Genomic DNA, 11957 nt, shown 5'->3' with positions numbered 1-11957 from the left:
CTGCCATGCCTGGAACCAGCTCGTCGATCAACCATGGCGCATCATGTCAATCGGACTGCGCAATTGGGCTCATAGGTTATAGCAATCAACGGTTGGTATTATGTGTCGAATGTGAAGCCTTCGCGCATTGGCAGGCTCTTGTAAGGTGTGATGCGACGAGTGCCGCAATGCGCGCAATCTTCATCAACCTCACATTCCCAAGGCTCTGCCCATTCTTCATGGCAATCGGGGCACCTGTAGAAGTTTTCACGCATTGGGGTATGTCCTGAACTTTGTAGGTAGCACTATCTTTGTGTAGCCAGTGCTTGATGTGGCTACATTCCAATTTCACACATGAATGCGTCTACGTATTCGGCACCTAAACGCTTCTCCAGTTCGTCCAACACCAGGCCACGAACAAGGCGTTGATCTTGATCCTTGCCGTCGCATTTGCGGGCAACGTCTTTAAGGGTCTCTGTCTCGTATCCGTGGATCTTGTCGCGCAGGGAAACAGGCATCGGGTTACATCCTCGATCTCGGTTGCTATGCCCTTTCTATATATGTAGCTATATGTAGTCAATGCTCGTTATATGTGTAGCTACATGTATTTTGTTGTTGCTCTTTGCGTGGGTGGAGCTTACAAATTCCCATAGGAAAGGAGGCAAACCTTGAATGAGTGACTTAGTAAACAATGAGCAAACCAAGCTCACCGCAAATGCCATGAACGCCATCGCGGTATCATGCGTTGTTACGGGTGGCCTTACCCCGATTATAACAGGACATACACCATTATGGTTTAGCGTGTGTTGGGTCGTAATAGGTGCTATCCTACATCTTGAGGCCCGAAAGTTTTTAAGGAGGCTGAAATGACAGGATATGAGTTTTACGCCTACATCGGCGCTCCCTTGCTTATGTTGGGCGTCTGTAGCTTGGCGTTCCTGCTGCCGAAAAAATGACAGGGGAGGGCGGTCATAAAGGCCGCCTTCTTTATGTGACTTCGCCAGGCGAGGGGACCGCATGACCTTCATACAGATTTATGCGCTGATTTCTCCAATGATCCTTGTTGCCTTGGGTGGCTTGGCTCTGTTTCTCGCAAAGCGTTACATTCATTGAATATGTTTCAGATCATAAACCCGATGATCTTGGCTCTTGGTATCGCCATAGGGGTAATCTGGTTTCGGCACAAAAAGGGATAATCGCCCTTCTTTTTACGTCTTGATCCGTGGGAATGCCGTTATGGGTGATAACATCTTCACCCGTGAACAAAACGTGTTTCAAACGTCGCGTAATTATCAATTATGCCAACAAAATATCCACATACCCTGAATCGGGTTTCTCTAGGGATTTTTGTTCACGAAGTGTTTGATTGTTGATATTTTAGATTTTCATGATGAATCATCTTAAAACGTTTCCATATCCTCGATAAAGTCCACTAGATTTCCGTCTTCCTCAATCAGACCAAGGCCAGGCACGCGTATGCCCTCGGGGATCTGGTGAACGTAGCGTGTCTTGCCCTCTATCAGCATCGGCACGCAATAGAGCGTCACAGAGCCGTCAGGGTGATAATCAACTGAGAAGGTGGTCTCAAAGTCCTCTATACCACCAGGCGAATGCGACAAGGCGATAGGGAAAGGGTATTTCCCTTTGCGCTTCATGAAGTCCGAAAACGTCATGGTCTGTTCATCTCTATCAGAGATAAAATTGACCTTCTCCATGCCTTCTATCTGGACCTCTGGTGGCAATTGGACCACTGGCCTTACAAACAGTTCCTTTGCTTCAATAGCAACTTTAAACCTGTTCGGCTTGAACAGGTCTAACACCTGTTTGTAAAGATCCGTCATGGCGCACGTCTCCTGTCATTTGCCTAAACCAATGCGCGTTTTTAATATGTGGTATGCGAATATGTTATTAAACGCGCATACCATCCTCACGCATTACCGCCAGCAGCTTCCCAAGCACCCTATCACGCATGGTCGGGGTTACAATTCCAGAGTTATCCACAGGTGAATTATACTCTTTTATATATGGTTTCGTATATGGTGCGCATCTTTTGCGTTTATAGGAGATACCCTCTGGCAGTTCCTTTAACGCATTGAAAACATAGCGGTTTGCGAGACGACGCGGACGGCCCTTCACAATCTCATATTGCGGCACCACCAGGACCAGGCCAAGGGCTTTGGCCACGCGGATTGCCTCTGAGACCGTCCGTAAGCTGATCCTAGCCTTGTTAGCCACATGGCGCTGAGTAGGGGAGTTGTTACCGCTCTTGAGTATCTGGAACAGGTTAATGAGCGCCTGCTTCATATGGAGGGTTATCGACCCATTATCAAAAGCGTCAAAGATTGTCGCAACAACATCATTAGATTGCTGCTTTGTATAAAGTGAACGGGTTGTCATTAGATAAAAGCCTTGAATGACAAGGCATGGCTTGATATACAAGCCATAAGCCTCGTTCTTTATGAATGATGCCTTGCTCTTTTGAGCACTAAGCCTTGAATGCCTAATTATCCTGAGGGGGATGATTGTTTTTGGCTCTGGTTTGAAAGTGCTGGTAACACGATCAAGCCAAGCGTTTAGGGGTGCGCTATATCATTCCTATCTCCATAAAATAGGCCGGGGCTTCATTGCTCCGGCCTATTTTCTTTTCATGCCTGGCGAACAACGCCACCATGACGATTAGATAGAGCCTTGCGCAGCACGTCGTTGATAAACGTTTGCCACCCCGGCCCCGTGCTCTTTAATGCTTCCAACACGTCCGCATCCACACGTAATGATACGTGTGCCTTGGGGTTCTCCTTGCGCGGCCTTCCACGCTTCGCTTTGCCGAGTTTCGGCTTGGCGGCATCAGACAGGTCAGGCAGGGAAGTGCTAGAATCGTTTGCCATGTCCCTAGCTTGCTGTCTTCCCATCCTGCCGTCAACATTTTTTTTGTAGCACGTTAAATGTGTTACAAAATCTTTGTAGCTTTTTGTATTTGTATCTTTCCACACCTGTAGGTTGTGCTATGCTTCGGCTGTCGCTCATTGCGAACCTTCATAAAAAAAGGGACATACATCATGATGTATGTCCCTTTTTTTATGTCATATCATAATGGATGCTTGATATTACGTCATAATAGGAAGAATAATAGATAGTTCTGAAAAGGGACATATCTGGGAAAGGGGGAGAAATACTCCCCCTTTTCCCTTATAAACCTGTTGATAACAGCGTTGTGTTGAATACAAGTTCAGTTGTGAAAACTTCCCAGCGTGAAAACTTTATTAACGCGGTTAAGAAACAGATTGATCTTGTGAAATATGATATGAAACCAGAAGGTGAACCACTTATTGGCAAAAAGTGGTATAAGGTGGAAGGTAAAAACGCATATACGTTTGTTCGTTATTCGGTTAAGAAAATAAAGATTTTATCAACACAAACAGATGATAAGGCAGCACTTCGAGTTGGAACAAATTATCAAGCTCTTTTAAAGTTTTATGATAATCTAATTTCTGTTGCTGAAAGTGGCGAACTTGATGAGATACTTTCAAAAGTATCTTCAGAAATGATAGCTGAACGCCAAGCCAGCAAGTTACGAAATGCTTCTGATCCTGAATATCAGGCTAAAAAAGAACGGGCAGCAGCCAAGAAAGAATCAAAAGAATATCAAGAAACACTTCTTGATAATGAATAATAAAAAAGGCCAGTGATATTGTCACTGGCCTTTTTGTTTGAAAGCATATTAAGAAATTATATCAGGTATATTCCTCAATAATCACCACGCCGGGCATTCCTAGGCCGCCCGCCTGTCCTACGGACTGATTGTATCCCACGCTTGCGCCGCCGCCCCCAGAACCGTAACCAGTGCCATCGATACCCGCACCTGCCAGATCCGTGCCGGGGCCGCCGGTTCCAAGAGGGGTATCTCCTCCATCTCCGGATTTCCCGTTAGATTTACTGAACGTAATCATTGGCGATCGTCCGGCCGTTGTTGGACGGGAAAGCACCACGATCCCTTTGGCTGGAACGGGAGGGGTATCCGTTGAGTATTGCGGGAGGATTTCTCCGACAGATCCCCATGACCCGCCAAAACCGCCACCCCCGCCAAGTAGCGTAACCAGTGAGCCTATTGTGGTAGTCCCGCCAGGATCACCGTTTCCGTTCGAGGGGGCCGTACCACCAGCGCCGATTACGATGTCCACCGAAGCACCAAAGTCAGCGGCGGTGATCCAAAGCTCTATATACTGTCCAGAGAATCCGCCACCAGCAGACGCTTGATTATTTCCATCGGTCCAAGGAGCACCCCCACCCCCGCCGCCACCACCGCATGCGCGGATGTGCAGCCATTTTGTCGCGGCGTTTCGGGTGAATGTGAGGCTGGATGTGATTGACGTAACGCCAATCAGTGCATTGGCAATGAACTTCTTTGCTTGTAACTGGCCGAGGGTGACGGGGTTTTGCGAAGATGCCGCGTCAGGCACGGTGATTGAAGAGTTGACCTCAACAGTGCCTGTTTCGCGGTTGATACCCAGCGGGTCGTCAATGAAACTCCCTTCATCGTCAAATCGCGAGATGTATAAATTACTGCCTTCGTTCGCACCGCTCTCGGCATCACCATCAATGCCGACCGCAAAACGCGCGAGTCCAGAGGTTTCAAATACGATCTGCCTGTTTGTTCCGGCGGCACCTGAATTGGACATATTGCCTGTGAACGCCACAGGGCCGGTCACGGTCTGAGTTGTTGTATCAGTTAGCTGAAGATAGTTTTCTTCAGTCCAGTTTTTTATATCAGTTTCAGCATCATTAACCGTGTTTACAGTGGCAATAGACGTGCCCTTTAGGGTTAATGTTCCAGTGATATTGCCACCAGTAAGGTTAAGATAATTGCCTTTAACCCATGATTCAAAAGCAAAGTTTCCCAAGTCATCAGTGTTGACCGTGGCTTTCAGCCCCGATCCATCGGTGGCATTTCCAATATAAACAGTATCTGAACCTTGGTCAGATACTCCACCCTGGCGAACAGGGGTATATCCAAGTTTGCCCGCTGTGATGACAGAGTTTACCCATGCGGTGTTACAAATCTTCTGTGAATCATCACCATCTGGTGGTGTGGTTGTTGTCGGCGTTCCAGTGAGGTTTGGGGAGTTCAAAGGCGCATACACCTTCTGTAGTGCCTGATTAAGCTGTGTATGGTCCGTTGATACAGGTGTAATTCCCGCTTCCGTGATAACCAAAATGATTTCGTCATTTACGTTTTGAAACCAATCTGTAGTAACAAGCGTTCCCGGTGATCCTGTTGCGGGATCTGGATTGTTAAATGTAAGTGTTTTCATCCATTTTCCTTTAAAATATGTTTTAGCTATTTATGTCAGATATGTAGTAGATACGGACATACGGCGGTAAAATAGCTGCAAACGTGTTTTGCAATATCGTATAGTCATTAGTTCCATGTACAACAAAAGTAACATCAAATTCGTAACTATAATCTTGGCATGTTCCTACGCTGTCCCCACATCTATATATGCCAGATATTATTCCCCCGTACTCGATTATCGTTAGGGTATATCCAAGTTGCTTTGCAAAGTTAATAAAGTAGCTATTAGATATTGCTCCGGTTGCCGTGAGCAACGCTACAACTTGATTGCGTTGCTCCTGTATGTCCGTTGGAGCATCGCAGATCCCCAACGTTTTCTGCCATATGGGCAACAGCACTGTGGAAGTGCCGGGAAAAACCTCGTCTATGGTCTCACAACTCAATATGTCCATGTCTTGAAACGCATATGAAAATCCTTGAGCAATTTGGTTTAGTAATGATGCTTCATCTTTAGGCCATGCAAATCCTGTTGGAAGTAGATTCTTGAGTCCTTGCGCATATTCATTTTGCTTATAATTTTGTAATATTGTCATATGAAATTATCCTTATGAATATGTGATCGTCCCCACTTCTGGAAGCTCGCCTTGAGTAGTAACTATATTTGCTGATGGTGATTTTAATGTGAAGTTTGTATAGTTTGTCGCTGTTTGAATAGCAGCAATGATGGATGTTAGGTATATTGTTGTTCCTAAAGGTGTTCCTGAATTATGGAACAAGGTAGTGATTGCTGCCTGTATCGCTGTTTCTTCGGCGGAAGTGATGTTGGTTAAGCCCTCTATTTCAATATCAATAGGGGTCTTCATTGGAGAGCATACAATCATGATCTCCCCAACAGGTTTGTTGCCATACATGGAGTTCGCAACGGTAAGTTGATCCCCGGTAGCGGTCGTCCAACGTGTTTCGCCTATCGCTGCGCCATCTGTCCCTTGTGGATATCCAAGGTATGTGTTGGTACGATCCATCATCACATAGACCACCACTTCACTCCCCGCCAAAGGCGAAGCCATACACCACGCTTGAGTAACGCCAGGCGCGGCCAAGGCCCATGTTACGTGGTCCGCAACAGATCCACCGCTAGGGCGTTCCTGAAAGGCATCTATGACGCGGGTTCTAAGGTCCGTATCCGTCTCAACGTCTGTGCCGCTGGTTATATCGTTTGTGAGGGTTACAGTGCCATCAATGCCCGCATATGCGGAGTTGAGGGTAAGGACGGTTCCTGATACGCAATTCCCTGCTGTGCCAGCATCAACGGCTGTGATGTTGACGGGGCTGTTGATCGCCGTTGCGGTGTCGGTGGTGTATTGCGTTCCATCTGTGCGTGATAGGACAGTGTGCGCTGGTATGATTGTGGTGGTGTTGGAGCCTGTGAATGTGACGTTTCCAGTGGCGTAAGCCGCTGGCTTCCTTGTTATGGATTTGAGGGTTCCCCAGGCTTCAAGGGTTAAATCTGTGGCGGTGAATGGAACCCCTTGCTCCGCTATGTATTCGTTATATCCCTGTTGTGCGTAGATCATCTTCGCAAGGGTTGTTGCCAAGATCATCAACGGACTTGTTGGCAGTAGTTTTTGCCCTGTTTCTGTCTCTACGTAATTTACAACTGTAGTTAATATCTGTTCATATGTTTGTAGTTCATACATGTGTGAAATACTCCAATTTTGCTATTGGAGTATTTACAAACGAGTAGCTTTTTTAAAGGGAATGGATCTCTGGTAAAACGGGTTTCCAAACGGGAAATTACGGCATACTCGAAAAAAGCGCCGAAAACGGGCATATTTGCGCTATGGGAGAAAAAACCCCGTTTTCCCGTTTGGACATATTCCTAATATAAAACTGGATACAAGACATGGCGCGGAGCGAAGCTCCGCTTTAAAAGGGAATGGATCTCCACTTTAAAAAGGGCGAAGCCCTTCCAGTTACAAAATTACGTTTTTTTTCATCTTCGTTTAAAACCACGAAAAAACCCTAAAATATAAAAGTATGATGAAGATGAAAAAAAACGTAATTTTGTAACTGAGAGCTAAAAAATGGCGGAAAACCGCCATTTTTCCAGTTACAAATGCAGTTACGTTTGCCAAAAAAAACGTAACTCAGTTACGTTTTCAGTTACGAATGGACAGTAACAACGCGGTAAAAATCACTTCCAGTTACATTTTCTGTAACTCAGTTACATTTCTCAAAAAAAACGTAACTGCATTTGTAACTAAAGAGAGGAGCATAATCGCTCCTCTCTTTAGTTGCTTATAACCTCGTCAATGCTTGCGCATGAGAACACAAGTTCACTTGTGAGTTGAACGGGGTCTTGTGTTACCACTTCCTGCACGAAACAATCATGTCCAATAACTTGCAGCCCGTTTCTTGTTAGGAATTGAACTGTAAGCCCTGAATCATTTAAAATCGCACTTGGAGCCACGCCAGCTAACCAACGGATTGTGACGGTTATCTTTGCTGCTGTTGGCTCGTATGATGTGACGTTCTCAACGCCCATAAGTGATGTTTGTCTGTTCTTTACAATGGTTGTGACGTTCCATGTAACGTTTTCAATAACGTCATAAGGGATGGAGTTTATAGAAAACTCCGATACACCTTGTGACTGTGTAGTTTGAATTGCTGCCATTAAAATGTGTCTCCTTAGAAGCTAAAATCTATGTTGATTTGGATTTGTCTTAGTTGCTCAACAAGTGTAATTGGGCAATAAACTGCCACTACGCCTTTTGATTTCAATACAACTGAAACATTGCTGTTGAAGGTTGCTGCATCTTGGCAAAGGCCAGAGTTTATCAATGTGTTGTATGTTGAAATAAGCTGTGCTTTGATACCTGCTGTAGTAACAACGTTCTTGTTTGTTATTGAACCACCATTTGAAGCCAATGTAGCGGAATCAACAATCTTCATGCCTGTATCAAAGAATGCTGTGTTGCAGTCGTTTCTAAAGGTTTCGGAACATACGGCCACTGTTGGAAGTGTTTCAGTGTCTTGGTATGTGTCGTCTGGAGTTCCAGCAGCGTTGGTTTGATAAGTGGTTCTTGATCTTTCAAGGTACACATCGCCCGCTGAATCTTCCTTGGTGATTGCTACACCGGCATTGAAGATCGAATTACGCTCTGTGATGCTGAATCCGTTTCCAGATGGAGCAACATCCACGGCCAAAAGCTGGATAGGTGCAGATGGATCTGCTGCGATGCTTGGCGCGATTACGGCAGCTACAGCGGCCATTTTCACAACGTCATCATCCACTGAACCTGGCGCAAAGCCTACGACAGTGGAATATTCGGAATTGACGGTTGCCCCGTAAGAGAGAAGGTTAGTAGCTGTGTCTGTTCTTGCTGAAACGTGGATACCATAAAGTTCTGATGCATAGTTATATCTGGCATCAAAAAATGTCTTGATGGCCAGGATCTGGTCACTATCACTAAATGTAGTGGCTAGAACGGTGAAAGGTGTTTCCTGTATAGCGTTTAAAGCTGTTTGTATGTCGGAAACACTGCTGCTTGCGCATGTAATCAAGTAGACAGGTGTTACGCTATCAACGTCAATGTATCTGTCATATGCTCTTGTAATGTCAGCGGAAACCCCGAAAATTGACTGGACGTTGGCAAGTGATCCTGCGTATGTGAGTGTGTTTACAGGTCCATCAATGGTGTCTGTTGCTGTTGGGGATACGCCAGTTGCTGCTGGATCGCTGGATAGCCCTGTGCCATCTGTTGTGAATGAAACAGCATTAACGCCTGTGTTGGCGTTCAAGCCTGTAACGGTGATGGTGGCATTGCTTACAGTGAACTTGTCGCCAAGGTGGTACCCTGATCCTGCGTTGTTGACTGAAACGCCGTTGATTGCGTAGCTATCAATCTTTGTGGAAGTCGCATTAAAGGTTGCGCCTGTTCCCTTTCCGCCAGTGCCATCAATCCCTGTTGCGGTCATGTCTGAAACAAGAGCTTGTGTGTAAAGGCTAGGTGTGATTGCTGTTATCACGCCATTTGCATCAACAGTCTTAACTGTTGCTGTTCCAACGTTCAAAACAGTGACAACATCACCTACTACATATCCCGTTCCGCCAACATTAAGAGTTAGTGAAGCAGGCTTAAAAGTGATGGCGTCAGTACTTGTAATGTTGAATGTAACACCAGAACCATCTGTAAGTGCGCTATTAACTGCCATAATAACAACAGCGTTAGAAGCGTTGGTAGTGGTCCCTGTTCCGTTGATTGTTACAAATGTCCCTGGAATTATAAAATCTGAGGCTATATCTACCATGTATTTTGAAAATCCTTTTGTGTAATGAGTTTATGTTATTTAGTTATGGTCACTTGTTCTTTATCAACAAGTTCTCCGTCCTTGTAATAGTCGCCTTCAATGTCCATTTCTGTTAATGGATCGTAATCTACGCTGAACCCATCTTCGGGTAGTATTTGCTCTGTTACTTCAAAATCAAACTTGTATACGATTCTGGAGGCGGTCATTTTGACGTATTCGCCAGAACCCCCCGTGATGCCTGGGCTTAATGCACGGTCACTTGGCACCCATCCACAGAGGCATGAGCGCAAATCCATGGAGCATGTCGTATAGTTGATTTGCTGCGCGGTACCGCCGGTGTTGTCTGCCCTGTTGTCGAGGACAACAAACACGCCAAAAGACAATGTTTGTGTGGTGATAACGCTTGTAAGTGATCTGTTTTCTTCAACATCTGTGCCGGTGAAAATGACACAAGCAAATGGAAGTGACGTAGGATTAAGGGCAGTCTCATCTAAAAGACGTGCAAGTTCCGCTTCTAGCCCTACTTGGTTTTTAACAAATATTTTGCTTTGTGAGTCTATCTGTTGTGCTACGTCTACAGGACTTGTGAATGTTCCCATATTACTCCTTTCATTTAGTGGTGATACCTTCCATCACGGCTCTAGTTATTCTCTTGGTTATGTCATTCTTCATGTCGTCCAGAACTACGGACATGAAAGGGCGGGGTAAAATGTCCCCTTTGTGGGTAGATCCCGTGTGCACGGCACCATTGTTGAGAAATAGGGCGTAATACGCTCCATCGGTGATGGTGACTCTGTTTCCCTTGATCTTGTACGTAATTGCCTTTGCTAGAAGGCCATCAATCAAGGATGGGGGTTGCCCCGGCGCGGATGCTGTATGTGAGCCTCTAACGGACCCTGTTGGTGTAGAGGATTTCAACAGGGTCCGTATTTTCTGTTTTACCTCTTGAGCGATGATCCTTAGTTCTCGTTTTAGAGGCTTCATATTGAGTTTAAGCATGACCTCATTGACTTGGATTTGTAGCATCTACACTCCCTTGAAAGTTAAGTTCCTGCAAAGTTAGATGGCAAACAAGGAATCTGTTTTCTTGGTCAACAAGCTGTATATCATTCACGCTATATCTTTCGGTTCTTGTTGTCATGTCGTTATCAAGGATCATTGTTGTTATGTCCGTGAATGATGTAAGATCTTTTCTATATCTAGTAGTGAGAATATGGGTTGATTCCCTGATGTTATCTTGTACGCCATTAACAACGGTCATGGGATTAAGGGCATACAAAGCACCATATTCTTGGCGCGGATTGGTGAGCGTCTCTGTCATGCCGCCTTGCTCTGTGGCGATGTTTGGAACGCTGGCAGTATCGTAAAAGGTGATAAGTCTCTTGAATTCCTTGGGGTTTATCATCCAGCACCCCCAAAGCCGATACGGCGGTAATTCACCAGCAAGCCTTTTATGGCATCGTCAAACAGCACCGTACCTGATGCACCTCTGTTATCAAAAAGGTTCTTGGTTAGGATCTTGATGGCGAGTTGTATGGTCTGTGGGCATGATCCTGCTGGAGCGATGCCGCCGGTGTAATCCACTTCCAGATGTGAGAAGTTCGTAAAGTAGTCCTGCACCGCCAGGTTATAGGTGATGCTCATGCGTGCGGGATTTGTCATGAGGTCAACGGCATAATCCTGCCCCATCACCAATGGCCAATCATCCATCCCCCAAACGCCAAGGGTGACGTTCTCTACTGACTGTGCGGCTGTTGGAAAGTCGATCCACTGGCCCGCAACGGCATTGAAGCCATAGGAGATGAAAGAGCGGCTAGAGAGCCAGGACGCAAAGAACGCCTGCGTCTTTTCGTTCTCACCGCGAGAGAGTATCCAGCGCACGCTACGTTGCTGCACGTAGTCCCCTAGATACCCTTCAATGATGTTGGTGGCCGCTTGCCCCAGGCTCGCGATAAGGGGCTGCTGTGCGGGATCTATGCAGGCCACAAAGGCTTGTAGATCACTGGTGGACACGGGACATAGAATGTCTTGTGATATGGTATCTGTGAGCATCTTACTTTGTCACCATATCTGTGCCGCCGCTTTTCACGATTACGGCCTTGCCTTCCCTGATAAGCTTTTCGCATACCAACTTTGGCAACGTGGTGATTGTCCCTACGTCTAGCTTGTCATTGATCTTCTTTGTTATTTTTATCGTCATCTGTCTCTCCTTCGCTTGAAGTGTCGTTTGTATTTAAGTCTGTGGGCTTAGGTTTCCCCTTTGCTCCGCTTGCTTGCGATCCCTCGTAGTTAGGGGCTTGTGTGTTATCCAATGTCATTCTGTGCTCCTAAAGAAAAAGGGGCATCAAAGTGCCCCTTTCCCTGTCATTGTTTACGT

14 protein-coding genes are annotated in these 11957 nt (G+C 45.9%); 1 reads left to right on the top strand and 13 read right to left on the bottom strand.

What is annotated here, in order from left to right:
- Positions 1-314: 314 nt before the first annotated feature.
- From CDI09_RS14860 to CDI09_RS14845, 4 genes are all read right to left on the bottom strand, one after another.
- Positions 315-497, bottom strand: coding sequence for a hypothetical protein (locus CDI09_RS14860; protein WP_078528680.1), 183 nt, complete (start codon positions 495-497; stop codon positions 315-317).
- Between the two features lie 882 nt (positions 498-1379).
- Entirely contained in the window at positions 1380-1820 is a 441-nt protein-coding gene (locus CDI09_RS14855; RefSeq protein ID WP_078528646.1) for a hypothetical protein, read from the bottom strand.
- Between the two features lie 67 nt (positions 1821-1887).
- Complete coding sequence (locus tag CDI09_RS14850; RefSeq protein WP_078528687.1) at positions 1888-2376, bottom strand: hypothetical protein; 489 nt, start codon at positions 2374-2376, stop codon at positions 1888-1890.
- Between the two features lie 248 nt (positions 2377-2624).
- Complete coding sequence (locus CDI09_RS14845) at positions 2625-2864, bottom strand: BrnA antitoxin family protein (RefSeq protein WP_236944721.1); 240 nt, start codon at positions 2862-2864, stop codon at positions 2625-2627.
- Between the two features lie 326 nt (positions 2865-3190).
- Here CDI09_RS14845 and CDI09_RS17875 point away from each other — a divergent pair, with 326 nt between their 5' ends.
- Positions 3191-3649 (top strand): hypothetical protein, encoded by a 459-nt coding sequence (locus CDI09_RS17875; protein ID WP_170120503.1) that lies wholly within the window; start codon positions 3191-3193, stop codon positions 3647-3649.
- Between the two features lie 61 nt (positions 3650-3710).
- Here the strand turns inward: CDI09_RS17875 and CDI09_RS17870 are convergent, their stop codons facing one another.
- The 9 genes from CDI09_RS17870 to CDI09_RS18285 all read right to left on the bottom strand — a co-directional run bounded on the left by CDI09_RS17870 (position 3711) and on the right by CDI09_RS18285 (position 11898).
- Positions 3711-5288 carry a glycine-rich domain-containing protein gene (locus CDI09_RS17870; RefSeq protein WP_146220908.1) on the bottom strand — a complete coding sequence of 526 codons (1578 nt, stop codon included), beginning with the start codon at positions 5286-5288 and terminating at the stop codon, positions 3711-3713.
- Positions 5289-5310: 22 nt separating this feature from the next.
- Positions 5311-5862 carry a putative phage tail protein gene (locus tag CDI09_RS14840; protein WP_078528699.1) on the bottom strand — a complete coding sequence of 184 codons (552 nt, stop codon included), beginning with the start codon at positions 5860-5862 and terminating at the stop codon, positions 5311-5313.
- 12 nt (positions 5863-5874) lie between these two features.
- Positions 5875-6966 carry a baseplate J/gp47 family protein gene (locus CDI09_RS14835; protein WP_078528655.1) on the bottom strand — a complete coding sequence of 364 codons (1092 nt, stop codon included), beginning with the start codon at positions 6964-6966 and terminating at the stop codon, positions 5875-5877.
- 593 nt (positions 6967-7559) lie between these two features.
- The gene (locus CDI09_RS14830; protein WP_078528657.1) at positions 7560-7943 is read right to left on the bottom strand and encodes a phage tail tube protein; all 384 of its coding nucleotides are present in this window, start codon (positions 7941-7943) and stop codon (positions 7560-7562) included.
- A gap of 14 nt (positions 7944-7957) precedes the next feature.
- Complete coding sequence (locus tag CDI09_RS17865; protein WP_146220907.1) at positions 7958-9580, bottom strand: hypothetical protein; 1623 nt, start codon at positions 9578-9580, stop codon at positions 7958-7960.
- A 35-nt stretch (positions 9581-9615) separates the two neighbouring features.
- Positions 9616-10179 carry a phage tail terminator protein gene (locus CDI09_RS17860; protein ID WP_146220906.1) on the bottom strand — a complete coding sequence of 188 codons (564 nt, stop codon included), beginning with the start codon at positions 10177-10179 and terminating at the stop codon, positions 9616-9618.
- A gap of 404 nt (positions 10180-10583) precedes the next feature.
- Entirely contained in the window at positions 10584-10985 is a 402-nt protein-coding gene (locus tag CDI09_RS17855) for a phage head completion protein (protein ID WP_146220905.1), read from the bottom strand.
- The gene (locus CDI09_RS14820) at positions 10982-11593 is read right to left on the bottom strand and encodes a head-tail connector protein (RefSeq protein ID WP_146220904.1); all 612 of its coding nucleotides are present in this window, start codon (positions 11591-11593) and stop codon (positions 10982-10984) included. Before CDI09_RS14820 ends, CDI09_RS17855 begins: the two co-directional genes overlap by 4 nt.
- A 155-nt stretch (positions 11594-11748) precedes the next feature.
- Complete coding sequence (locus CDI09_RS18285) at positions 11749-11898, bottom strand: hypothetical protein (RefSeq protein ID WP_170120502.1); 150 nt, start codon at positions 11896-11898, stop codon at positions 11749-11751.
- Positions 11899-11957 lie beyond the last annotated feature (59 nt).

It is taken from the genome of Komagataeibacter nataicola (assembly GCF_003207795.1).
Classification (GTDB): Bacteria; Pseudomonadota; Alphaproteobacteria; order Acetobacterales; family Acetobacteraceae; genus Komagataeibacter; species Komagataeibacter nataicola.
Note: the sequence above shows the minus strand (reverse complement) of the source record. Positions and strands in the feature narration are given on the sequence as shown.

Bases quoted from the DNA above. Each gene is read 5' to 3' on its own strand.
- CDI09_RS14850 (WP_078528687.1), bottom strand. From the start codon at position 2,376: ATGACAACCCGTTCACTTTATACAAAGCAGCAATCTAATGATGTTGTT.
- CDI09_RS14830 (WP_078528657.1), bottom strand. From the start codon at position 7,943: ATGGCAGCAATTCAAACTACACAGTCACAAGGTGTATCGGAGTTTTCT.
- CDI09_RS14860 (WP_078528680.1), bottom strand. From the start codon at position 497: ATGCCTGTTTCCCTGCGCGACAAGATCCACGGATACGAGACAGAGACC.
- CDI09_RS14855 (WP_078528646.1), bottom strand. From the start codon at position 1,820: ATGACGGATCTTTACAAACAGGTGTTAGACCTGTTCAAGCCGAACAGG.
- CDI09_RS17870 (WP_146220908.1), bottom strand. From the start codon at position 5,288: ATGAAAACACTTACATTTAACAATCCAGATCCCGCAACAGGATCACCG.
- CDI09_RS14835 (WP_078528655.1), bottom strand. From the start codon at position 6,966: ATGTATGAACTACAAACATATGAACAGATATTAACTACAGTTGTAAAT.
- CDI09_RS17855 (WP_146220905.1), bottom strand. From the start codon at position 10,985: ATGATAAACCCCAAGGAATTCAAGAGACTTATCACCTTTTACGATACT.
- CDI09_RS17865 (WP_146220907.1), bottom strand. From the start codon at position 9,580: ATGGTAGATATAGCCTCAGATTTTATAATTCCAGGGACATTTGTAACA.
- CDI09_RS18285 (WP_170120502.1), bottom strand. From the start codon at position 11,898: ATGACATTGGATAACACACAAGCCCCTAACTACGAGGGATCGCAAGCA.
- CDI09_RS14840 (WP_078528699.1), bottom strand. From the start codon at position 5,862: ATGACAATATTACAAAATTATAAGCAAAATGAATATGCGCAAGGACTC.
- CDI09_RS17860 (WP_146220906.1), bottom strand. From the start codon at position 10,179: ATGGGAACATTCACAAGTCCTGTAGACGTAGCACAACAGATAGACTCA.
- CDI09_RS14845 (WP_236944721.1), bottom strand. From the start codon at position 2,864: ATGGCAAACGATTCTAGCACTTCCCTGCCTGACCTGTCTGATGCCGCC.